The following is a 21361-nucleotide window of genomic DNA, read 5'->3' on the forward strand; positions in this document are numbered from 1 at the left end:
CCCACCGTTACCGGCCGCGGAATGCCATTGGACCGATCGAGGACTCGACGCAACGGTGAGAGACTCCCGCGTCGTGGCGCTCGAACTCGCAGCTGCAGTCTCGGTACTATCGCCGCTTCCCGCCCGATTCTCGTCGTGGTGACTCCCCCGCTCGCCGACATCGGTGACGAAAGTGTGTTTGTGCAGCCACAAATACGATTGCATCTCGGTAGAGATCGTCTTTGGACGTCGTTTTCGATGTACAACGAAATGGTGACCGGAGCCGATACTGGTTTATTCGTCGACACCGAACGGTTCGATAAAATGGGCTCCGGGAGTCATCGATCGCCGGTGTCCTTCGACCGGGACGGGGCGATCGTTCGCGTGGGGGACGATATCGAACGAGCGGAAGTGCGTATCGAGGTCGACGGAGCGTCGGGACTCGAGCCGGCGCTCCCCGACGTATTCTTGTTTCCCGTCGACGAGGCAGTTTCGGTCACGGTCACCCAGCTGCGCTTCGCCGAGACGTTCGGCCAGACGCTCTGGGATGCGAACGGAAATCAGGTCGGAACGATCGCGGACGGGATCAGCGAGATGGCGCGGGGGACGTACTACGCTTCGCTCACCGGCGCAGTGAAGCTTCACCTCCGGATCGAGGACGCCACCTTCTGGGCCGAGGAGCATCTGGACGACGCGGGGCGATCGATCGTCGAGATGCGCTTCGACGAGCCGACGTCGGTGGCCATCGGCGCCCGCTCCCTTCGCTCGCATCCGACGGCGACGATCACGGTTCCCGACGATCCCGGAGCGCTCCTCGACGCGCTCCCGTACCTGGCCGCCTCGGTCAAGGAACACACCTGTGAACGGTCCTGGCCGACGATCCGACAGCACCCACCAGCACTCGAGCGGGGCGAGCAGTTGGACGTGCCAGCCGAACTCCGAGCGCCGGAGACGGGTGTCGAAATCCGAGTACCGTCGACGTACGAGCACTGCTACCGGGTGGCGCCGCTCGCGTTCTACCTCGGGGCAGACGTAAGCGCCGGCGAGTCACCGGCACTGATCCTCGAGAACGGCCACGTCGAACCGCTCGAGACGCGCCGGGCGACCCTGGCCGAACGCGTCGGAGACCTCCTCGACCGGTGTCTGTTGCTCGACTCGCTGGTGAGAGAAGCGGGTTACCAGCCGATGGGGAACGCCGAGTACGAGCGGCTGGCCCCGCAACTGCCGTTCTACCCGCCGAATCTCTACGACCTGCCCCCGGCCGACCAGTTGCTCGAGTACCTGGAGGTGCCACGTGAGGTACTCGAGCCCTTTACCCCGTGCTGGCCGAAGCGCGCCGTGTTGCGCCCGGCTCCCGAAGACGTCTCTGTGCTCCCCTCGTTACTCCACGAACTCGCGCGGATCGACGTCGCCCGCTCACCCGACGCGATCCCACCGACGGTCCCGTCCGACTCGACGGCTGGCGAGGGCCGCGATCGAGGGGGTGAAAAGCGTCGGTCGGATGCGCTACTGACCGCCCACACGTTCCCAGCGCAGGTACCGGGAACTTGCCGGTTGCACCCGGAGGCGATGGAACGGGCACGGACCGTCGAACGTCCCACGCCGGACGGAGCATCGCTGACGCTCGCGACGGCCGACTCGGCGCGGGCCCGGTCGTTCCGACAATTCGCCGACCAGGCTCGTAACGAGACAGCGATCACGGTCCTCGAACAGCCCACGGCGGCCGCCCTCCGCGACGCGGTCGAGGCGGATCGAACCGCCCTGTACTGTGAGATCCCGACTACCGAAGCGGGAATTCGCTGTGCCGACCGGACGCTCTCGTTCGACGAGCTGGGGCCCGTCGGCTCGCCGGTCGTCTGGCTCTCAGACGTCGCGCCCGGCGTGACGGGCGAACCGCTCGTTTCTGCTGGGGCGATCGCCATCGTGCTCACGGACGACGAACCGGACCTGGGGGCGGTCTGGGGTGCGCTCGACCAGCTGTGCGCCGGGTTCTCGGTCGCCGACGCGGTGTACACGGCCGACGTCGATCACGGAGTCGACGTCAGGTTCGTCGGTGACGCGTCCGTGACGGTCGTCCGCCGCGTGAGCAAAACGCCGACGGTCGTCGACGTCCGCCCGCTCGACGAGGACCGCTACGCCTTCACGATCAGAAGTTACCCCACTGACGTCGTCCGGCAGGGGACGGCCGTCAAACCCGTCAGCGCGGAAGACGTCGTGGGTCGCGTCCTGGAGGAGTGCAATCACGACGGCTACTGGCTGGTCGGCGCGGACGCGAGGCAAGCCCTGCCCATCACGTCGGCGGAGGTCGCCTCGCTCGTCGAGAACGACGGGTTCGCCGTCCGTCTCGACGGTCGTCTTCTGACCACCGCCGACGCCGACGACTGCCCGCTCCAGGAAGTCGTACAGGGTGGTCCCTGACAGCTCCACGGCGAGCACGTGGACGGTCGTCGCTACTGCTGTCACCGCGAGCGATCACACCAGTCGGTCCACGTGCAACACGCACGACCCGAGCGTCTTCGGATCGTCGTGGCTACCACGCCAGCAGCTCGACGACCCAACTGTGACAGAACGGCACGATCGTCGCACAGACCGGAGACGGCAAAAATATATCCTGCATAGACGAACAGCCAGAAGACGTGATGGATCGCAGTCCCAGCTCACCTGTTACCATCGAACGGGACGGCTCGACTGTTCGCGTGGGGGACGACATCGAACGTGCCGAAGTGCGGATCGAGGTCGACGGGGAGCCGGGCCTCGAGCCAGCGATGCCCGACCTGTTCTTGTTCCCCATCGACGATGCAGTCTCCGTCACCGTCTCCCGGATGCGGTTGCAGGGAACGGTCGGCCGAACGCTCTGGGACGGAAACGGGACACCGGTGGCCGAACTCTCCGACGGCCGAAACGAGGTTCCGAACGGGACGTACTACGCCTCGATCACCGGAACGGTGAAGATTCACCTCCGGATCGAGAACGCGGCGGTCAGCGCCGAACAGCACATCGACGACGATCAGGCGATCGTCGACCTGCGCTTCGACGAGCCGACGTCGGTGGCCATCGGCGCCCGCTCGCTCCGCTCACACCCGTCTGCGACCATCACCGTCCCCGACGATCCCGGAACCCTCCTCGAGGCCCTCCCCTACCTGGCGTCCTCGATCAAGGAGTTCACCTGCGAGCGCTCCTGGCCCACGCTCAGACAGCACCCGCCAGCGATCGAGCGTGGGAACGAACTGCACGTGCCGCCGGAGCTCCGAATCCCGGAGACCGGCGTGGAGATCCGCATTCCCCCGACGTACGAACACTGCTATCGGGTGGCGCCGCTCGCGTTCTACCTCGGCGCCGAGCTTACCCCAGCGGACGCCCCCGAACTCGTCCTCGAGAACGGCCACGTCGAACCGCTCGTCACCGAGCGCGCCAGCCTCGACGAGCGCGTTGCCGACATCCTCTCCCGGTGTCTGCTGCTCGACTCGCTCGTGAGAGCGGACGGTTACCAGTCGCTGAAGAAGGCCGAGTACGACCAGCTGGCACCGCAACTGCCGTTCTACCCGCCGAACCTCTACGACCTGCCCCTCGCCGATCAGTTGCTCGAGTACCTCGACGTGCCGCGCGACGTGCTCTCACCGTTTCTGGCGCGCTGGCCGAAGCGCGCCGTGTTGCGCCCGGAGCCCGAAGACGTCTCTGTGCTCCCCTCGTTGCTTCACGAACTCGCGCGGATCGATGTCGCCCGATCCGTCGAGCACGTTCCGCCGACAGTTCCGGCCGGCGAGAGCACAGCCGCCGACGGCGACCCGGCCAGCGGCGTGAGACGACCGGGCGCACTGCTGAGCGCTCACACGTTCCCCGACGACACGCCGGGAACCTGCCGCCTGCGCCCGGACGCAATGGAGCACGGACAGTTCCTCGAACGCACCACGACCGACTCGGCCCACCTCACGCTCGTAACGGCCGACCCGGACCGGGCGCGAGCGTTCAGTCGGTTCGCCGAGCGTACCGACGACGAGGCAGTGGTCTCGGTCCTCGAACAGCCCACGGCGGCCGCCCTCCACGACGCGCTCGAAGCCGATCGAACCGCCTGCTACTGCGAGTTGCCGGCGACAGAGGACGGCATCCGTTGTGCCGACCGTCCCCTACTGTTCGATGCGATCGACGACGTATCGACGCCGGTCGTCTGGCTCGCCGAAACCCCACCCGAGCCGATCGGCGACGCGCTCGTCGCCGCCGGATCGGTTGCGGTCGTACTCACCGACGGGGCGCCGTCTCCAGCCGCGATTCGGGCCACCCTCACCCAGTTGCTCGATGGCTACTCGGTCGCGGACGCAGCGTACACGGCCAGTCTCGACCGTGAAGTCGATCTCCGGTTCGTCGGTGACGCGTCCGTGACGGTCGTCCGCCAAGTGAGCAATTCGCCGACGATCGTCGATCTCACCGCGACCGGAACCGACCGGTATGCCGCCACAATCCGCTATTACCCCACAGACGTTATACGACAGGGATCAGTCGCGAAGAGAATCGGCGGAGCTGACGCCCTTAGCCGACCCCTGGAGGAGTCCGCCCGTGATGGGTACTGGCTGGTCGGCGCCGATGCGGAGCAAGGACTTTCGGTCACGCCGGCGGAAGTCTCGGCGTTCGTCGACGACGTCGGAGTCACCGTCCGGCTCGACAACCGCTTGCTGACCACGACGGACGACGAAGCACTCCAGACGCCGACGCTCACTCGAGGCGCGAACGAGGACAGCGGCTGACACGCTCGATCCAGCGACGGATAGCGATACGACTCCCTGGCCAACGGGCGTACGAGACTTATTGTTTCGATAGTGTGTTTCGGAACATGGCTGACAAATCCCGTGTGGGGATTTGGAAGCCACGTCCCGGGTATCATCACCACCCGGGGCACTTTCGTACCCATATGGACGCGGCTTCAGTGCGGATAATTGACGTGATGGGTGCTATGGGTACTGGTTAGCGTATGGAATACAGCGGGGGTAGGAGCATAGAATATCCGGATAACCATCTCGCTAGCCCAGTCACACTGACGCGGACGGAGATCGTTCGGCGGCCCCGACGAGTCGCTGTCCGGCGTTGCCGGCGGCCAGGATGGACCGGCTGAAATCGGTGTGGCGGCTCAGTCCCACGTCATCGAGATGTAAACCAGCGCGATCATGCACACGATCGCGACGAGAAAGATGGCGATCGTCGCGATCTCGGGGTAGAGCTGATCGATCAGCGCCGGGGTCGCGAACGCGCCGGCGATGGCGTCTCCGGTCATTATCGGGCGTTGGCGTTCCGATAGCAAAGCGTTGCTGATTCGACGGCAATCGAGGTCGCCGCTCACTCGTCGAGTTCGTCGACCAGCTCCGCCGCGACGCCGGTGTAGCCGGCCGGAGTCAGTGCCAGCAGTTCTTCGCGGACGCCTTCGTCGACGTCCAAGTCGGCGAAGAGGTCGCGGAAGTCATCGATGGTGACGCGCTTCCCGCGAGTGAGTGCCTTGACCTGTTCGTAGGCGTCGTCGCGGCCCTCGCGGCGGAGGATGGTCTGGACGGCCTCGCCGATGACTTCGGGCGTGGCCGCGAGCTCGTCGTCCATCACCTGCTCGGTGGGGGTGACCTTCGCGAGGCCGTCTTCGACCTTGGTGTAGCCGATCAGGCAGTGGGCGAAGGCGGCCCCGATATTGCGCTTGACCGTCGAGTCCGAGAGGTCGCGCTGGAGGCGGGAGGTAGTGACGTACTCGCCGAGGAACTGCAGGTCCGAGTTGGCCTTCGAGAGGTTGCCCTCCGAGTTTTCGAAGTCGATCGGGTTCACCTTGTGGGGCATCGTCGAGGAGCCCGTCTCGCCGGCGGCGGCCTCCTGGCCGAGGTAGCGATCGGAGACGTAGAGCCAGTCGTCGAGATCGAGGTCGAGGACGATCTGGTTCGCACCACGGAACGCGTCGAAGAGGGCTGCGAGGTCGTCGCAGGGGTTGACCTGGGTGGTCAGGGGTTCGAAGTCGAGGCCGAGATCCGTGACGAACGCCCGGGCAAAGACGGGCCAGTCGACGTCCGGGTAGGCAGCGTGGTGGGCGGCATAGGTGCCAGACGCCCCGCCGAGTTTCCCGCGCAGGCGATCGGTCGCGTCCGAAATGCGGTCGATCGCGGTGTCGAGCCGGCTCGCGTAGACGGCCATCTCCTTGCCGAACGTGGTCGGCGTGGCGGGCTGACCGTGGGTGCGCGCGAGCATCGGGCGATCGCGGTACTCGCGGGCCTGGTCGGCGAGGGCTTTGCGAACGTCTTCGAGGGCGGGCAGCAGGACCTCGCGCACGGCGTCGCGCACGTTCAGTCGGTGAGCGAGGTTGTTGACGTCCTCGCTGGTCAGGCCGAAGTGGATCCACGGAACGGCGTCGTGTTCGTCGGGGAGCTGGAGCCGGAGGAAGTACTCGACGGCCTTGACGTCGTGGTTGGTCGCCTCGAACGGGCCGTGCCCGGTCGTCTCGATCGCCTTGACGACGGCAGCGTCCTCGGCGTCGAACTCCTCGTAGGCCGCTCGGAGGGTAGCTCGGGTCTCTTCGTCTATGGAAAGCGGCGTCGCCTCGAGGTCGGCGAGCGCGAGGAGGTACTCGACCTCCACGCGAACGCGCGCCTGCATCAGGCCCGCCTCGCTCGCGTAGGGTCGGAGGGGCTCGGTTCGCCCGGCATACCGCCCGTCGAGCGGCGAGACGGCGTACAGCGAATCCACAGTTGTCATACCCGCGACTCGCCCGCGAACCCGAAAAAGCGTATCGTTTGGGCGACCAGTCGGGCCGACTGGCAGCAGCGACCGATCGACGCGCAGTCGGTGATGGGCAGTCGCCCAGTGGTGACTCGTGTCAGTCCATCCGCTGAATCAGAACCCCTTTGATTCGGGTGGCCGGAGTATCGAGCATGACGCGCATCGCCGGCATGGCGGGCAATCGGGGGCGAAACCTGTTGAACATCGCAGATCGGCAACCGGGCGGCGCCGAGGTCGCGGTTATCCTCACGAACGCCGCGGACGCGCCGGTGCTGGAGGCGGCAGCCGACCGCGGGATCCCGACCGAGGTCGTTCCGCAGGCGGACGGAATGGATCGACAGGAGCACGAGGAGGCGGTCCTCGACGCACTCGCGGACCACGACGTTGACCTCGTCTGTCTCGACGGCTACATGCGCATCCTCTCGGAGACTTTCCTCGACGCGATGCCGACGACGCTCAACGTTCACCCCTCGCTGCTGCCGGCGTTCCCCGGCATGGACGCCTGGGGTGACGCGCTCGACGCCGGCGTCTCGGTGACGGGCTGTACCGTCCACGTTGTCACCGACGCGACGGACGACGACGGCGACGTGATCGAGGAAGAAATCGACGCCGGCCCGATCGTGACGCAGGAGCCGGTGCCGATCTACGAGGGCGACGACGAGGAGACGCTGAAAGAGCGCGTTCTCTACGAGGGCGAGTTCAGGGCGTACCCGCGCACCGTCGAGTGGTTCGCGGAAGGCGCTGTAACCGTTGATATCGAACGGGGCGAGGTGAACGTGGCCGACGACGTTGCGAGCGTTGCGGACGCGGACCACGATGGGCTACCCACCCGTCGCCTCGTCTCGAACGACCGGGTCGACACCCTCCGCTACGGCGAGAACCCCCACCAGGACGCGGCCGTCTACGCCGACCGGACCTGCGACGAGGCGAGCGTGGTCCACGCCGACCAGTTGAACGAGGGCGCGAAGGCGCTGTCGTACAACAACTACAACGACGCCGACGGCGCGCTGAACCTGATCAAGGAGTTCGACGAGCCCGCCGCCGCGGTCATCAAGCACACCAACCCGGCCGGCTGCGCCACGGCCGACACCCTCGCCGGAGCCTACGAGAACGCCCTCTCCACGGACCCGATGAGCGCCTTCGGCGGGATCGTCGCGCTCAACCGCGAGTGCGACGCCGCCACCGCCGAACAGATCATCGACTCCTTCAAGGAAGTCGTCGTCGCGCCGGGCTACACCGACGACGCGCTCGACGTCCTCTTCGAGAAGGACAACCTGCGCGTCCTCGACGTTGGGTCGTTCGGGGACGAACCGTCGGAGCGATTTACCGAAAAATCCCTCGTCGGCGGCCGCCTCGTCCAGGAGCGCGACCTCCAGTCGGTCACCGTCGACGACCTCGAGGTCGTCACCGAGCGCGAGCCGACCGACGCGGAACTCGAGACGATGGTCTTCGCCTGGCAGACCCTGAAACACGTCAAGTCCAACGGCATCCTCTTCGCCGACGGCACCGAGACCGTCGGCGTCGGGATGGGACAGGTCTCCCGCGTCGACGCCGTCCGCCTCGCTGCGATGAAGGCCGACGAACACGCCGAGGGCAAGGACGCCGAGGGCGCCGTGATGGCCTCGGACGCCTTCTTCCCGTTCCCGGACGGGATCGAGGAGGCCGCGAAGGCGGGCATCGAGGCCGTCGTTCAGCCCGGCGGATCGGTCAACGACGAGGACGTGATCCAGGCCGCCGACGAGCATGGGATGGCGATGGCCTTTACGGGACAACGGTCGTTCAAGCACGATTAGCGCGATTCGGAGCGAACGAAGTGAGCGAGAATCGCGTAATTGCGAGCGGCGAACGAACGTGAGCCGCGAGGAGCGCGATTCGGAGCGTGCGAGGAACCGAGCGAAGCGAGGTTCCTCGGAAGCGCGAACGGGGAACGCACGTGACCCGTGAGCGAGCAAAGCGCGTGAGAACCGCGGGAAAGGCGAACGCCAAAGCCGTGAGCGGGCGGAACGAGTTGGAACCGAACGAAGCGAGGAACCGAGTTCGGACGAGACTTTTCCGAGGCAGGCCAGCCCCGTCTCGGCGAATCTTTTTCCCCTCGCGTGATAGTTCGAGGGTCGAATGGGCCTTTCCGGGAACCCGTCGCGACGCGGACTGCTCGTCGCTGGGGTGACGGCCACAGTCGGGCTTGCGGGGTGCATCGGCGGACCGGAGCCGTTTACGAGCCTGGAAGTCGACGTTTCTGCGCCGTTCGCGTCGGAACCGCCGGTGTCGGTTCCCCTGCGAGTCACCGTGCACGTCCAGAACGTCGACTCGCCGGACGTCGCGCTTCGGACCGTCGAACTGGTCGCGTACGACGCCGACCTGACCGAACTCGCGGCCGAACCGCTCGGCGATTTCGACTGGGCTGGGGCCGACGAGGCGAATAGAACCCGCGACGAACGCGGCGGACAGTTCGTCTCGACGACGGTCTACAGTGCCGATTGGGACGTTGAAACGAGCCTCGCGGTCGACGCGGTGCCGGAGTGGGTGACGGTTCGGGTCGGTGCGGTCTGGTTCGGCGACGAGCCGGCAGACGAAGCGTCCGCTCCAGCTGGTATCGTGAGTGCGTCGACACCGCCGCCGCTGTTCTCGGCGCACGTGGCGCGGTACGCGGGATCGCGACCGCCGCCCGAAACCGTCGAACCCGGTGACTTCACGCGGGACCGCGTCGAGACGGGCCGCGACGTCGAGGAACCGGTCCTCCCACCCGCCTCCGCGGGAGCGACGAACGGGTCGGCGTCGGACGGGTGATCCCGACTCACCGGCCGATACCGCGGAGTCCATCTTGGAGTCGGTACAAGAGGGTCTTCGCTGGGCGGTCACGTTGCCGACATAGCAGGACGTCGCTGTCGGCCTGCCGGGCGACCGACTCGGCGACGTCGTCGGCGACGATCCGGTGGAGAAGGCCGCTGCCGCCGGCGCCGAGTATCGTGAGGCCGTGTTCCGCGGTGTGATCGACGATCCCCACCGACACTTCGTTGCTTCGAAGCACGGTCGTCGCCACCGAGTCGACGGCGCCGAGGGCGGGCGACGTCTGCGCCAGAAGTGCCTGCGCCTCTTCGACGGTCTCCTCGTCAGCCCCGACGGCGACCACGGTGGCGAGCTCGACGCTCGCGTCGCGTTCGCGGGCGATCGAACCCGCTATTTCGGCGGCGTACTCGGTGTGCGGGCCGCCGGCGACGGGGACGAACACCGATTCGATCGGTCCTCTGTCGCGGTCGACGCGTTCGACGAGAACGTCGCAGGCCGCCTCGCGAAGCACCGTGTCGATGTAGCTCCCGAGGACGATGTCGCGCCGACGCGGTCGGCCGTGCCAGCCGAGTAGCATCGCCTCGACGTCGGCGCCACTCGCCAGATCGACCAGACTTCCCGCGACGTCGTGGCCGTATCGGACCAATCCCGTCGCCTCGACGCCAGCGGCGCGGGCGCGCTCGACGGTCTGCGAGACGACGGACTCGCCGGGTTCCCTGTCCATCGACGCGCGTGCCTGTTCGAGACTGGTCTGCGACGGGACGTCGATCACGTGCACGACGAGCAATTCGAGGCCACGATCCTGCGCGACGTCGACAGCCGTCTCGAGGAGCCGGTCGGCCGTCTCGGGATTGGCGACGGGCACGAGCAGGCGGTCCGCGGTCATCGTCTCACCTGCCACGGACCGGCACGTAAGCGTTGGCCCCGTTTCGCCGATAGGTGTGGGGAGTGACTGTCTGCTGTGGGTGGCCTCTGGGCCGACGACGCGAAAGCGTACTTACGTGGGAGTGTGTAGCTCGCGGTGACGGCCGATGAATACGCTCCGAGACTTCGTCGATACGGCGGCCAGTACTATCGATTCTCTCGATTGCTTGTCCTGGGTATCGACCACGCCGGGTGCCGGAGACGGCGTCTTTCTCGTCGACGAGGGCGATTCGGTTCGATTCTATACGCTGGAACGCGGGCACCGGTACTTCGACGTCGAAACGTCGTCGGCCGACGCGGCGATCCGCTACCTGCTCGCGTCGACGCCGGGCGTGTTGACCGAGCACCTGCCGTCGTCGGCGTCGGCGGCGGACGCGCGGGACCTGGTTTCCCATCGCGCGACGCTGGACAGCGCCAGGGTGGCGTGGGAACTCGGAGACGAGTCGTTGATCGTTCCCGACCCTCCTGGCTCGACGGCCCGCGACGCGATCGCGAACGCGCTCGACATTGAACCGGCGGCGATCACTCCCGTCGAGGGCCCCGCCGAACAGGTCGTGTGTCGCTGTCCGGCCGACACCGAGTCGACGACGATGGCGGTGCGGTTGCGCGACGCGTTCGTCCTCCCGGTCGCCGTCCTGATCGACGGAGACGAGACGCGGCGGGTCACGGCGCCGGACGTTCGGTAGCCACGACGCTCGCTTTGCTGGAGCGCTCGAAGGTACCTCGATACGACAAGCGAAGAAGAAACCTGCTGTGCGTGTTGCGTTCAGTCGTCGCAGGGGATCGCGCGCGATGAGGGTGCGTCGGTCATCGTGAGGACCTCGTCGAAGAAGTCGAGGGTGTCTTCGGGGCCGGGGTTGGCTTCGGGGTGGTACTGGCGGGTGATCACGTCGCAGTCGACGCCGGTGAGACCTTCGGGCGTCTCGTCGTTGACGTTGCGCTGGGCGACCTCGAGGCGCGGACCGGGGTCGTCGACCGTGTAGCCGTGGTTCTGCGTGGTCATGACGACGCGTCCCGATTCGAGGTCGATGACGGGCTGGTTGACGCCGCGATGGCCGAACGCCATCTTTTCGGTCGTGCCGCCCAGCGCGAGGGAGACGATCTGCTGGCCGAGACAGATGCCGGCGACGGGGTACTCGTCGACGAGGTCCTGCACGAGCGAGACGGCCTCGCCGTAGTTTTCGGGATCGCCGGGACCGTTGGAGATGAACAGGATATCGGGGTCGACGTCGCGAACGTCGGCCGGCGTCGCGTCGTGAGGAAGGACGTGGACGGTCGCGCCGCGCTCGACGAACGACTCGATCATCGAGAACTTGACGCCGCAGTCGACGAGGGCGATCGTCTCGCCGTCGTTTTCGGCGCCGTAGGTCTCCGTCGACTCGACGCTGACCTGGGCGCCGATCTCGGTGTGGTCGCTCATGCCCACGCAGCGATCGAGTTCGGCCAGGGCGTCCTCGGGTGTCGCGGCTTTCCCGACGGCGATCCCGCACTTCATGGCGCCGCCGTCGCGGATGTCCGTGACGACATCGCGGGTGTCGAGGTGGTCGACGGCCGGCACGCCTTCCTCGGTGAGCCAGTCGGCGACGTCGTCGGTCAACTCGCGTGCGAGGACGGCCCGCGGGTGGACGCGCTCGGATTCGAGGCGCTCCTCGCGGACGCCGTAGTTCCCGATGAGCGGGTAGGAGAACGTCAGGATCTGTTCTTCGTACGACGGATCCGTCAGACTCTCCTCGTATCCTGTGTAGGCTGTCGTGAAAACCAGTTCCCCGCGAGCCGTACCCGGTGAACGTCCACGCCCCTCGATCACGTGGCCGCCCTCCAGTGCGACGTAGGCCGGTGGCATTACGAGATACGAACTCGTGCCAGGGCTATAAATGTTGTCTTCGAAGCTGAATTACGATTTTCGTAATCATCAAGTGCGACCCCACCCTATCGTCGCATCTCAATGGACGACCTCGACCGAGAAATCCTCGCCGTCTTGCGACGAGACGCGCGGACGCCCTACACCGAGATCGCCGAGACGGTGGGGACCAGCGAAGGAACGGTCCGAAACCGCGTCGATCGGATGACCGAAGACGGCGTCATCGAGCGCTTTACCGTCGCCACGCGCACGGGAAACGTAAAGGCGATGCTCGAGATCGGTGTCGCCGTCGACGTCGACGCCCGCGAGACGACCGCACGGATGGCCGAGTGGGACGAGGTCGACTACGCCTGGCAGGTCTCCGGCGAGGACGACATCGTTCTCGTCGTCGACGCCGCCGACACGCGTGGCATCAATAGTCTCATCACGCGCGCACGGGAGCAAGACGAGGTCGTCGACACGAAGACCCGCCTGATTCTCGACGAACAGCGCGGCTGAGCACGCTGTTCTCGACTGGGGCAGGTGCGTTTCCGCCAACTGGCGGTGATCGGTCGCTCACTGGGACCGATCCTCGCCGTTGGGGGACGATCCTGCGTCATCGTCTCTATCCGCCGACGCTGTTGTCGATTCGGTCGTCGGTTCTTCCGGCGGCGTCCCCACGCCTGGCGTCGGTCCGGTGTCGAGGCGCTCGAACGCACGGGTGACGCCTTTTCGCTCGTGGACGCGCCGGTAGAGTCGACGGACGAACCGGTCCAGTGGGCCGCGGTCGATCCGATACTCGACGCGGCCGTCCCGGATCGCCTCGACCACCGCGTTCGGGCTGAGTTCCGGGGCGTCGATCCGCGTGTACGCGCGACCGACTTCGAACGGATAGTGGGCGTCGCTCCCGCCGACGAGCGGGAGGTCCCACGTCTCGGCCAGTTTCTCGACCAGCGGGAGCGATCGCGGGTGCTTCCCGTTGACCTCGATGGCGTCGAAGGCCACGTCGTCGACCTCGCGGACGGTGCTGTTGCGAAACGGGTGAGCGACGATCGCGGCACAATCGCGGTCGTGGGCCAACTCCACTGCCTCGGTGGGCGTCAGTTCGCCGGGGGTGACCTCCGACGGCGGGTCCGGCCCCACGACGAGGACGTGGCCCCGATCGGTCGAGATCTCGATCCCCGGGATGGTCACGACCCGGCCCGCCGAAAACGGCGTGTAGTAGTCGTGGTTGGTCGTCGCGAGTCCGTCGAGTCCCCGTCTGGCGGCGCTCCAGGTGAGCAAGCGGTGACCGACGGGGTCGAATCGGTCGCCGAGCGCTCGGCGCCCGTGAAAGAATCGCGTGTGCGTGTGGAGGTCGACGGTGTACACGTCAAGGTAGTATGCTGGCCAGGGACTTTTGCACTTTCTCCGCGTGAGTGACACTCATGACAGCTCCCGGGTTCGAGCGAGGGGTCGTCGTGGTGAATCCCGAAAGTGGAGGCGGCGACCACGTCGATTCTGTCGTCGAACGCGCGGGTGAGCGTGGCTTCGAGACGCGATTGACCGAGCAAGCGGGCGACGCGCGCCGAGTGGCGCGCGAGGAAGCCGCCGACGCGGACCTGCTCGTCGCCGCCGGGGGCGACGGGACGGTGAACGAGGTGGCGAACGGGATCGTGGAAGCGTCGGCACTGGATTCGACGACGCTCGCCGTCGTCCCGGCCGGCACTGGGAACAACTTCGCGGCGAACATCGGCGTCGCGGGGATCGCGGACGCGTTCGACGTCGTCGACGGTGGTCGTCGACGAGCCCTGGATCTCGGCCTCGCGAACGACCGGGTGTTCGTCAACTCCTGTGTGGGCGGCGTCACCGCCCAGGCGAGTACCGAGACGTCCTCCGATCAGAAGGCCTCGCTCGGCGTCCTCGCCTACGTCGTCAACACGCTCGAACAGGTCGCCTCGTTCGACGCCCCGCCGCTGTCCGTCGACGTTGGCGGTGAGGTCACCGACGGTCCCGACTGGCACGGCGAGGCGCTGTTCGTGTTCGTCGGCAACGCACGCCGGTTCTCGGGCACGCGGACGGCCCAGGCGAACGTCGAGGACGGCCTGTTCGAGGTGGTGGTCATCGAGCGGGCGCCGCCGTCCGAACTCGTCGGCGAGGCGGCACTCGGCCGCCTGTTCGATCGCGATGGCGAGTCGATCGTCCGCCATCGGACGCCCTCCGTCCGCATCGCCTGTGACGAACGACCGGTCGAGTACAGTCTCGACGGCGAACTGCTCGAAGCCACGCACCTGGAACTGGACGTCGCGTCCGACTCGTTCTCGGTCCTGGTTGGCGACGGCTATCGACCCGATCCGGACGCAGGCTGAGCCCCACCAGTGACGCGACGATCCACTTTTGACCCGCTCCTGTCACGGTGACCCCGTCTCGCGTCGGACCGAGTCGATACTGGTTTGGGCTCCCTTCGCCACGTTGGGCGTATGAGTACCGATCCTGACGCGGCCGAATCGCATCCGAACGCCGGCCAGGACGTCATCGCCGTCGACGAGAACGACACCGAGCAGGGACTGGTCAACCGACTCGAGGCGCACACCGGTGACGGCATCCGCCACCGAGCCTTCACCGCGCTCGTCTTCGACGGGGACGGGAACATCCTGTTGGCCCAGCGCGCCCCCGAGAAGCGTCTCTGGGGGACCTACTGGGACGGCACGGTCGCCTCACACCCCGTCGAGGGCCAGAGCCAGGAGGCCGCCACGCGAGAGCGCCTGGAGGAGGAACTGGGAATCACGCCCGACCAGTACGACGACGTCGAACTCACCGACCGCTTCGAGTACCGGCGCCACTTCGAGAACGCGGGCCTCGAACACGAGGTCTGTGCCGTCCTGCAACTCACGCTCGACGACTGCGAACTCGACCCCGACGAGTCGGAGGTCGCCGGACTCATGTGGCTACCCTACGACCGACTGCAGGACCATCCGGAGTGGTATCGACAACTCCGGCTCTGCCCCTGGTTCGAGATCGCGATGCAACGCGACGACTGAGGCGAACTGGGACGGGAGCAGTTACTGGTCTCGCAGGTCGATCGAACGCCGTCGCGCTGACTTATCATGTGTTTCTCCAGTCTGACCGACGCCGGTCAACGAGATAGGAACTCATACACTCTACTTACTCACTCACGCACGCACTCACTCAATCACACACTTGACTCACACACTCATCTCTCTCTCTCTCTCTCTCTCTCTCTCTCTCTCTCTCTCGATCCCCAGTTTGGTGGTGCGGGCTGTCTAGGCGTCCTCGCGGTCCCGAGTGTTCACTCACTGCGCCACCGAGGGTTCCATGGTAACAAGCAACAAGGTTTATGAGGTCCACTTTCGTACCAACGACGTGTGAGCCGGTGTCCGGCTCCGTTCCCACATGAGTTCCAGTCCGAGTAAAGCGAAGACGTACGACGTTGATTTCACCAGGGAGCAGGCGTGGATCGCCCATCACCGGGTCGTCACACAGGTCGACGAGTCGCTCGCCGCGGGATCGCAACCGCCGGCGTGGCTCGTCGACCTCTTCGAACGGCTCGAGACCGGTGCGGATTCGATTACAGGTCGACAGGCAGCGGAACTCCAGCGACTCCTCGCTGACTACGTCGAGGACACCGAGACGCCGGCCGACGACGAACGCGTCGCGACGGCGCTCATCGACGAACTGCCGACTATTTATCCGTAGAGAGGCGGCGCGACGCCCTCACGGGCGCGTCGTCGCCCACACGGCACCCGCTGCGAGCAACAGCGCCGGGAAGAGTGGAAAGAGGATGAGCGCGAATCGGTAGCCCTCGGCACCGGGCGGAAGTAGGTAGATGCCGGCGGGGGCGACGATGAACGCCAGTACGATGATCCCGACGAGCACCCAGCCGCGCCAGCCGAACGTCCGGTCGACTGACGTGGGGTGGACGCCGGTGAGTGTACTGTCCGACTCGTCGTCGGTTCGCTCGCCCGCCTCGTCGAACGTCGCCGGATCGTGGACGTAGCCCTCGTCGTCGCTCACACGAGCAAATTTCGTCCCATCGGATAAGTGCGCACCGTTTTCGTGGCGAACCCGGTTGGTACCGGGTAATCAACAGTTCGGAACGGGTACGACCGGCTGTCGGTGCCGACGGCTACAGTTCGCTGTCGGGGACGACTACGACCTTGCCGAACCCCTCTCGTTCTTCGAGCAGTTCGTGCGCGCGGGCGGTCTCGCTCATCGGGAGCACCTCGCGGATCGCCGGCTCGAAGGTGCCGTCCCAGACGAGTTCCATGACGTCGTCGACCTGCCCGGGTGTGGCCATCGTCGACCCGATGATCTGGAGCTGGTTCCAGAAGATCCGTGGAATGTCCGTCTCGGGATTCGGTCCACTCGTCCCGCCGCAGGTGACCAGCCGGCCACCCTTCGCCAGGCTCTTGATCGAGTCGCGCCACGTGGCCGCGCCGACGTGGTCGACGACGACGTCGACGCCGCGCTTACCCGTCTCCGCGCGGATCCACTCGGCGAAGTTTGCGTCCTCGTAGTTGCAGACGTGATCGGCGCCATAGTCGCGAGCGGCCTCGAGTTTCGCCTCCGTCGAGCCGGTCGCGTAGACCTCGGCGCCGACGTAGTCGGCGATCTGCACTGCCGCGTGGCCGACGCCGCCGCTCGCACCGAGGACCAGGATCGATTCCGAGGGCCCCAGGTCCGCCCGATCGACGAGCATGCGCCAGGCCGTCTGGAAGACGAGGCTCGTCGAACCGGCGACGGTCCAGTCGACGCCGTCGGGGACGGGGATCAGGTTGTCCTCGGGGACCGCCGCCTGCTCCGCGTGGACGCCGGGGACGTGCTCGCCGAGGATGTGATAGGAGACACAGCGCGTCGGATCGCCGTCGCGACAGAACTCACACTCGCCGCAACTGACGCCCGCCGTGACCGCCACCCGGTCGCCGACGTCGAACCGTGTGACGTCGTCGCCGACAGCCTCGACGACGCCCGCGCCGTCGCTGCCCGGCACGTGCGGTAATTCGAGATCGATCGTCGGGAGGCCGCCCCGCGTCCACACGTCGAGGTGGTTGAGCGCACCAGCCTTCACGTCGACGAGCACCTCGTCGTCGCCGACCGTCGGGTCGGGGTACTCGCCGTACTCGATGACGTCCCGGTCGCCGTGTGCGCTGAAGGTGACTGCGTCCATGTCTGCCCGATGGACGAGAATCGGGATAACGATTGGTATGTCAGATCTCGCCAGCGGATCGAAGCGTCCGGCTACGCCAATTCCATCAGTTCGTCGACGAATCGATTCCGGCTTCGGAGCAGTCGACGGGGGTTTGCATCACAAAGTACAATTCAAAGGAAAGTATTTTGTATTCGCTGACTGCAGTGTATGCCGAGTGACAATGGGACGACGTACTCCCCACGATCAGGGACCGTCCAGGGGGCAAGAAGCGACCATCCGGGCCGAACGCACCGATTCTCGCCCGATCCTGACCGACGGTGGTGTCGGGACGACGGACGCCGACTCCACGGCCAGAACCGGTACGTCCGCGCAGTCGAACGGAGCCGCACCGTCAGAGACGGGGGTGTCGGCACCGGCGCCCGACGCCGGGATGGCCGTCTGGACGAGTCAGGTCCGTGCGTTCGCCGAACGCTGTCTCCGGGAGCTCTCGACGGGTACGACCATGCTTCTGACCCTCGTCGGCACGGCTGCCGGGATGCAACTCTTCTACGGTTCGCTCTGGGAGGAGATGTCGGCCGCGATGATCGCCAGCGCCGCCATCGGAACGGGGATGTTCGGAGCCATCTACGTCTGTCTGTACGCTTTCGGTTACCTGCTCGCCGGCGACCTGGAGGATCGACGATACGAAGCCTATCGGTCCATGCCGATCGCGGCCTCGGCCGATCTGACCGGACGGATGGTCGCCGCCGGAGCACTCGCCGCCGTCGCCTTCGGCCTGACACTCGTCGCCGGCGTCGTGACCGGGGGAACCTTCGCCCTCCGGAGCCTCGCATCGATTCCCGTCGTGGTGCTCGCGTTCGTCGTCACCTGCCTCTTCTGGATGCTCGTGGCCCTCCCCGTTATCGCGACAGCAGCGAACGAGCGCCTCGCGGAGTACGGGGTGCCGATGATCGCCGTCCTCGGCTACATGCTCACCGGATTCAACGGCGCGAACGTCGCGATCTCGCCGCTGCAGGGCGAGGTGTTGAACTACCTGCCGAACACGCTCTCGACACGCCTGTTGATCTACCACCTCGTTCCGACGGGCGAGTGGGCCGACGCGGGGCTGGGGCCGCCGGGGCCGCCCGTGGGGCCGGAGTACGTCCTCCTGCTGGTCGCGTACGCGGTCGTCGTCCTCGTCGCGGGGACGGTCGTCACGAACCGCGTCCTCTACGAACGAGGGTGGTGGCCGTGAGCTGTATCGAGGTGACGAACCTGTCGAAGTCCTTCGACGACGGGCCCGTTCTCTCGGGCGTCGATCTGACCGTCGGCGAGGGCGAGGTGCTCGCCGTGATGGGCCCGAACGGCGTCGGTAAGTCGGTGCTGTTCACCTGTCTCGCCGGGAGCACGCACCCGTCGGGTGGTGACGTGACGGTCTTCGGGGTGGACCCGACAGACCGCTCCGACACGACTAGCTTCCTCTTGCAGGACGCGCTGTGTTCGGAGCGACTCACCGGTCGGGAGAACGTCCGCTACTTCGAGCGACTCCATCCGGCGTTCACCGACGACTGGCAACGCTATGCCGACCGACTCGGCCTGGACGCGCTCGACAAGCGCGTCGAGGACTACTCCGGCGGGATGACACGCAAGCTCGAACTCACGATCGCACTCGCCATCGACGTCCCGCTGTATCTGCTCGACGAGCCGACGGCGGCGCTCGATCTCTCGACGATCCAGGTGGTCCATCAACTCTTGCGGGAAAAACGCGACGCGGGACGGACGATCGTGCTCTCGAGTCACCAACCGATGGACGCCGACCTCGCCGACCGAATTGCGTTCGTCGCCGACGGGCGCGTCGTCGCGACCGGCACGCCCGAGACGCTCTTCGACGACGTTCCGACGGTCGTCGAGACGCGCCTCTCGAACGCCGACGCGCTGGACGACATCGCGCTCGCCGACGAGGTATACCCAGCCGACGGCGCGGTTCGCGCTTTCTCCCCGGACGTGGACGGCGAGTCGGCACCTGCCGGTGACGAACCGTCGCTGCCGTCGGCTGTCTCACTGGTCGATCGACCGACCTACACCGATCTCTTTACGTATTACACGCGAGTGGTTCCGGCACTGAGGTGACCGACGCTGACGAACACAGATCACGGCTCCGATTCGACGGAATCCGCCCTATCGACCGCCGAGAGCGGGGCCGGGCGGCCCGACGGTGATACCGGACGGCCCGATAGCGAACAGCTACGCGAGGAGCTCGGCCACATCAAACGCGCCGTGGGACTCTCGGAGTCACACCCGTACTGGTGGCGGTGGTGGCTCGTCGAGGGCCTCGGCGTCGCGCTCGGATTCACGCTGTTCAACGTTGGTTTCGTGTACGGCTTTTCGATACCCGTCATCGTCGGGCTGGTCGCCGTCTTCGGTGGCCACCAGTACGTCCTCTCCCGTGTCCAGCGTTCCTACGAGGAACCCACGACCGGCGTGCCCGGCTGGGGACGCTGGCACGTCGGCGTCTACGCCGGCCTCCTGGCCTGGATCGTCGGATTCTGGCCGGTTCAAAGCAGCGTCGAGGGTGTCGCCGAGACGCCGCTGATCTGGGTCGGTGCCGGTATCGTGATGGGCGTCGCCTTCGTCTACATGGGCCAGCTGCTGGGCGCCTACGACATCAGGTCGGCCGACCAGTACGCGTTCTACGTCGGCGGGTTCTGGCTGCTGGCCGTCTCGGCCGCACTGCCATGGATTCCGGCCGTCGAAAACTGGTCGTTTGCCACCCTCGGCCTCGCCTATGGCCTGTACTGCGTCGTCGCGTACGTCGTCCTCGCCCGTCGCTAACGATGGAACTCGACAAACTCGTCCACCAGCCGACCCGGTTGCAAATCTTCACCCACCTCTACGCGAACGGCGAGACGACGTTCTCCGCGCTGGCGTCCGCGCTCGACCTCACGGAGGGAAACCTCGCCAGCCACATCGAGCGGATGGAAGACGCCGATTGCGTGACCGTCGAAAAAACGTTCGTCGATCGAAAACCCCGGACGACGTACGAACTGACCGACCGTGGGGAAGCCCTGTTCGAATCCCACATCGAGTCGCTCGAGTCGCTCATCGACCGGATCGATTCCGACGACGGCTCGGCGTGATCTGGCCCGCGACCAAGCGATAAAGGTCCCACCGGTCTAGTCGGACGTATGGACGACGACGAGGCCGGACCTGGGACAGATGGGTCCGTGTCGGAGTCTGACGGAACCGCATCGGAAGCCGATGGGACCGAACCGGGGACTGATGGGAACGAGTCTGGAACCGACGGTCAGCCCAGCGTCGCGGACGACGGATCGGTGCTCGGCGTCGCCGTCGTTTCGATCGGTGTCGGTCTGACGGGCGAAGAGGCGACCGAGAAATCGGACGGGGAGACGGACTCGGAGCAGAACACGGAGACGGACGATGACGTGAACGAGGTGACGGAGAAGGACGTAAACGAGGTGACGGACGAGGAGCCGACCGAAGCGACGGACGTGCTGGCTGCACTCGCGGCCTCGATCGACGGGATCGAGCACGAGATCGCAATACGGGAACGGGTCGCAGCGGACTTCGATACCGTGCAGGCGACGGTATCGCGGCTGGCCGACCGCGACGACGTCGACGTCGTCCTCACGGCCGGTGGGGTCGGCATCGAGCCCGACGACGCGACCGTCGGGGCCGTTGGCCAGTTGCTAGACGCCGAACTGCCCGCGTTCGAGACGCTGTTTACGACCCGAGTCGCCGAGCGTGTCGGCACGGACGTCCTGTGTGTGCGTCCACTCGCCGGTGTCATCGCGGGCGTTCCGGTCTTCTGTCTCCCCGCCGACGTGGAAACGGCGACGTTCGCCATGTCGGAGCTCGTCGTTCCCCAGCTACCACGTGTGGTTTCGCTTGCGAGTCTACCAGCTGCGGGGCCCGACGACGAGGCGGAACACACGTAGTCTCGGCCG

At 66.4% G+C, this 21361-nt stretch carries 21 protein-coding genes; 14 read left to right on the forward strand and 7 right to left on the reverse strand.

The genetic code is table 11. The features are described 5' to 3' along the window. Positions 1 to 237: 237 nt before the first annotated feature. Complete coding sequence (locus HALRU_RS03125) at positions 238 to 2397, forward strand: hypothetical protein (RefSeq protein ID WP_015299955.1); 2160 nt, start codon at positions 238 to 240, stop codon at positions 2395 to 2397. Between the two features lie 221 nt (positions 2398 to 2618). After that, on the forward strand, positions 2619 to 4718 hold the full coding sequence (locus tag HALRU_RS03130; protein WP_015299956.1) for a hypothetical protein: 2100 nt from the start codon (positions 2619 to 2621) through the stop codon (positions 4716 to 4718). A 380-nt stretch (positions 4719 to 5098) separates the two neighbouring features. Here HALRU_RS03130 and HALRU_RS15560 read toward each other — a convergent pair whose 3' ends face one another. Then, on the reverse strand, positions 5099 to 5242 hold the full coding sequence (locus HALRU_RS15560) for a hypothetical protein (protein ID WP_015299957.1): 144 nt from the start codon (positions 5240 to 5242) through the stop codon (positions 5099 to 5101). A 62-nt stretch (positions 5243 to 5304) separates the two neighbouring features. Further along, a complete protein-coding gene (gene purB, locus HALRU_RS03135) occupies positions 5305 to 6693 on the reverse strand; it encodes an adenylosuccinate lyase (protein WP_015299958.1) in 1389 nt (462 codons plus the stop codon). 176 nt (positions 6694 to 6869) lie between these two features. Here purB and purH point away from each other — a divergent pair, with 176 nt between their 5' ends. Both purH and HALRU_RS03145 read left to right on the forward strand, forming a co-directional pair. After that, a complete protein-coding gene (gene purH, locus HALRU_RS03140; RefSeq protein WP_015299959.1) occupies positions 6870 to 8510 on the forward strand; it encodes a bifunctional phosphoribosylaminoimidazolecarboxamide formyltransferase/IMP cyclohydrolase in 1641 nt (546 codons plus the stop codon). A gap of 322 nt (positions 8511 to 8832) precedes the next feature. After that, a complete protein-coding gene (locus HALRU_RS03145; RefSeq protein ID WP_015299960.1) occupies positions 8833 to 9504 on the forward strand; it encodes a hypothetical protein in 672 nt (223 codons plus the stop codon). A 7-nt stretch (positions 9505 to 9511) separates the two neighbouring features. Here HALRU_RS03145 and HALRU_RS03150 read toward each other — a convergent pair whose 3' ends face one another. Continuing rightward, a complete protein-coding gene (locus HALRU_RS03150) occupies positions 9512 to 10390 on the reverse strand; it encodes a universal stress protein (RefSeq protein ID WP_015299961.1) in 879 nt (292 codons plus the stop codon). 145 nt (positions 10391 to 10535) lie between these two features. Here HALRU_RS03150 and HALRU_RS03155 point away from each other — a divergent pair, with 145 nt between their 5' ends. Further along, complete coding sequence (locus HALRU_RS03155) at positions 10536 to 11114, forward strand: hypothetical protein (RefSeq protein WP_015299962.1); 579 nt, start codon at positions 10536 to 10538, stop codon at positions 11112 to 11114. Between the two features lie 80 nt (positions 11115 to 11194). Here the strand turns inward: HALRU_RS03155 and carA are convergent, their stop codons facing one another. Further along, positions 11195 to 12271, reverse strand: coding sequence for a glutamine-hydrolyzing carbamoyl-phosphate synthase small subunit (carA, locus tag HALRU_RS03160; protein ID WP_015299963.1), 1077 nt, complete (start codon positions 12269 to 12271; stop codon positions 11195 to 11197). Positions 12272 to 12373: 102 nt separating this feature from the next. Between carA and HALRU_RS03165 the strand changes: the two genes are divergently transcribed. Beyond that, positions 12374 to 12787 carry an Lrp/AsnC family transcriptional regulator gene (locus HALRU_RS03165; RefSeq protein WP_007698935.1) on the forward strand — a complete coding sequence of 138 codons (414 nt, stop codon included), beginning with the start codon at positions 12374 to 12376 and terminating at the stop codon, positions 12785 to 12787. A 57-nt stretch (positions 12788 to 12844) separates the two neighbouring features. On the opposite strand, the gene HALRU_RS03170 is transcribed toward HALRU_RS03165, so the two are convergent. Further along, positions 12845 to 13639, reverse strand: a complete 795-nt coding sequence (locus HALRU_RS03170; RefSeq protein WP_015299964.1) for a PHP domain-containing protein — start codon at positions 13637 to 13639, stop codon at positions 12845 to 12847. Positions 13640 to 13695: 56 nt separating this feature from the next. Between HALRU_RS03170 and HALRU_RS03175 the strand changes: the two genes are divergently transcribed. The 3 genes from HALRU_RS03175 (at position 13696) to HALRU_RS03185 (ending at position 15964) form a co-directional block, all read left to right on the forward strand. Further along, positions 13696 to 14616 (forward strand): diacylglycerol/lipid kinase family protein, encoded by a 921-nt coding sequence (locus tag HALRU_RS03175; RefSeq protein WP_015299965.1) that lies wholly within the window; start codon positions 13696 to 13698, stop codon positions 14614 to 14616. A gap of 111 nt (positions 14617 to 14727) precedes the next feature. Continuing rightward, positions 14728 to 15288 (forward strand): NUDIX hydrolase, encoded by a 561-nt coding sequence (locus tag HALRU_RS03180; RefSeq protein ID WP_015299966.1) that lies wholly within the window; start codon positions 14728 to 14730, stop codon positions 15286 to 15288. Positions 15289 to 15661: 373 nt separating this feature from the next. Then, positions 15662 to 15964 (forward strand): DUF7853 family protein, encoded by a 303-nt coding sequence (locus HALRU_RS03185; RefSeq protein ID WP_015299967.1) that lies wholly within the window; start codon positions 15662 to 15664, stop codon positions 15962 to 15964. A gap of 18 nt (positions 15965 to 15982) precedes the next feature. Here HALRU_RS03185 and HALRU_RS03190 read toward each other — a convergent pair whose 3' ends face one another. Beyond that, entirely contained in the window at positions 15983 to 16282 is a 300-nt protein-coding gene (locus HALRU_RS03190) for a hypothetical protein (protein ID WP_015299968.1), read from the reverse strand. A 112-nt stretch (positions 16283 to 16394) separates the two neighbouring features. Next, positions 16395 to 17435, reverse strand: coding sequence for a zinc-binding dehydrogenase (locus HALRU_RS03195; RefSeq protein ID WP_015299969.1), 1041 nt, complete (start codon positions 17433 to 17435; stop codon positions 16395 to 16397). A 202-nt stretch (positions 17436 to 17637) separates the two neighbouring features. Here HALRU_RS03195 and HALRU_RS03200 point away from each other — a divergent pair, with 202 nt between their 5' ends. The 5 genes from HALRU_RS03200 to HALRU_RS03220 all read left to right on the forward strand — a co-directional run bounded on the left by HALRU_RS03200 (position 17638) and on the right by HALRU_RS03220 (position 21352). After that, positions 17638 to 18651, forward strand: a complete 1014-nt coding sequence (locus tag HALRU_RS03200; protein WP_015299970.1) for a hypothetical protein — start codon at positions 17638 to 17640, stop codon at positions 18649 to 18651. After that, a complete protein-coding gene (locus HALRU_RS03205) occupies positions 18639 to 19526 on the forward strand; it encodes an ABC transporter ATP-binding protein (protein ID WP_015299971.1) in 888 nt (295 codons plus the stop codon). Before HALRU_RS03200 ends, HALRU_RS03205 begins: the two co-directional genes overlap by 13 nt. A 147-nt stretch (positions 19527 to 19673) precedes the next feature. Continuing rightward, positions 19674 to 20228 carry a hypothetical protein gene (locus tag HALRU_RS03210; RefSeq protein WP_015299972.1) on the forward strand — a complete coding sequence of 185 codons (555 nt, stop codon included), beginning with the start codon at positions 19674 to 19676 and terminating at the stop codon, positions 20226 to 20228. A gap of 2 nt (positions 20229 to 20230) precedes the next feature. Beyond that, complete coding sequence (locus HALRU_RS03215; RefSeq protein WP_015299973.1) at positions 20231 to 20533, forward strand: transcriptional regulator; 303 nt, start codon at positions 20231 to 20233, stop codon at positions 20531 to 20533. Positions 20534 to 20581: 48 nt separating this feature from the next. Then, complete coding sequence (locus tag HALRU_RS03220) at positions 20582 to 21352, forward strand: MogA/MoaB family molybdenum cofactor biosynthesis protein (RefSeq protein WP_015299974.1); 771 nt, start codon at positions 20582 to 20584, stop codon at positions 21350 to 21352. Positions 21353 to 21361: the final 9 nt, after the last annotated feature.

The organism is Halovivax ruber XH-70 (assembly GCF_000328525.1).
GTDB classification, from domain to species: domain Archaea; phylum Halobacteriota; class Halobacteria; order Halobacteriales; family Natrialbaceae; genus Halovivax; species Halovivax ruber.

What these genes read in the sequence shown, in the direction of transcription:
- HALRU_RS03165 (WP_007698935.1), top strand. Translation starts at nt 12,374, where the DNA reads ATGGACGACCTCGACCGAGAAATCCTCGCCGTCTTGCGACGAGACGCG.
- carA (WP_015299963.1), bottom strand. Translation starts at nt 12,271, where the DNA reads ATGCCACCGGCCTACGTCGCACTGGAGGGCGGCCACGTGATCGAGGGG.
- HALRU_RS03195 (WP_015299969.1), bottom strand. Translation starts at nt 17,435, where the DNA reads ATGGACGCAGTCACCTTCAGCGCACACGGCGACCGGGACGTCATCGAG.
- HALRU_RS03175 (WP_015299965.1), top strand. Translation starts at nt 13,696, where the DNA reads ATGACAGCTCCCGGGTTCGAGCGAGGGGTCGTCGTGGTGAATCCCGAA.
- HALRU_RS03200 (WP_015299970.1), top strand. Translation starts at nt 17,638, where the DNA reads ATGGGACGACGTACTCCCCACGATCAGGGACCGTCCAGGGGGCAAGAA.
- HALRU_RS03215 (WP_015299973.1), top strand. Translation starts at nt 20,231, where the DNA reads ATGGAACTCGACAAACTCGTCCACCAGCCGACCCGGTTGCAAATCTTC.
- purB (WP_015299958.1), bottom strand. Translation starts at nt 6,693, where the DNA reads ATGACAACTGTGGATTCGCTGTACGCCGTCTCGCCGCTCGACGGGCGG.
- HALRU_RS03150 (WP_015299961.1), bottom strand. Translation starts at nt 10,390, where the DNA reads ATGACCGCGGACCGCCTGCTCGTGCCCGTCGCCAATCCCGAGACGGCC.
- HALRU_RS03145 (WP_015299960.1), top strand. Translation starts at nt 8,833, where the DNA reads ATGGGCCTTTCCGGGAACCCGTCGCGACGCGGACTGCTCGTCGCTGGG.
- HALRU_RS15560 (WP_015299957.1), bottom strand. Translation starts at nt 5,242, where the DNA reads ATGACCGGAGACGCCATCGCCGGCGCGTTCGCGACCCCGGCGCTGATC.
- HALRU_RS03125 (WP_015299955.1), top strand. Translation starts at nt 238, where the DNA reads ATGTACAACGAAATGGTGACCGGAGCCGATACTGGTTTATTCGTCGAC.
- purH (WP_015299959.1), top strand. Translation starts at nt 6,870, where the DNA reads ATGACGCGCATCGCCGGCATGGCGGGCAATCGGGGGCGAAACCTGTTG.
- HALRU_RS03180 (WP_015299966.1), top strand. Translation starts at nt 14,728, where the DNA reads ATGAGTACCGATCCTGACGCGGCCGAATCGCATCCGAACGCCGGCCAG.
- HALRU_RS03155 (WP_015299962.1), top strand. Translation starts at nt 10,536, where the DNA reads ATGAATACGCTCCGAGACTTCGTCGATACGGCGGCCAGTACTATCGAT.
- HALRU_RS03220 (WP_015299974.1), top strand. Translation starts at nt 20,582, where the DNA reads ATGGACGACGACGAGGCCGGACCTGGGACAGATGGGTCCGTGTCGGAG.
- HALRU_RS03185 (WP_015299967.1), top strand. Translation starts at nt 15,662, where the DNA reads ATGAGTTCCAGTCCGAGTAAAGCGAAGACGTACGACGTTGATTTCACC.
- HALRU_RS03130 (WP_015299956.1), top strand. Translation starts at nt 2,619, where the DNA reads ATGGATCGCAGTCCCAGCTCACCTGTTACCATCGAACGGGACGGCTCG.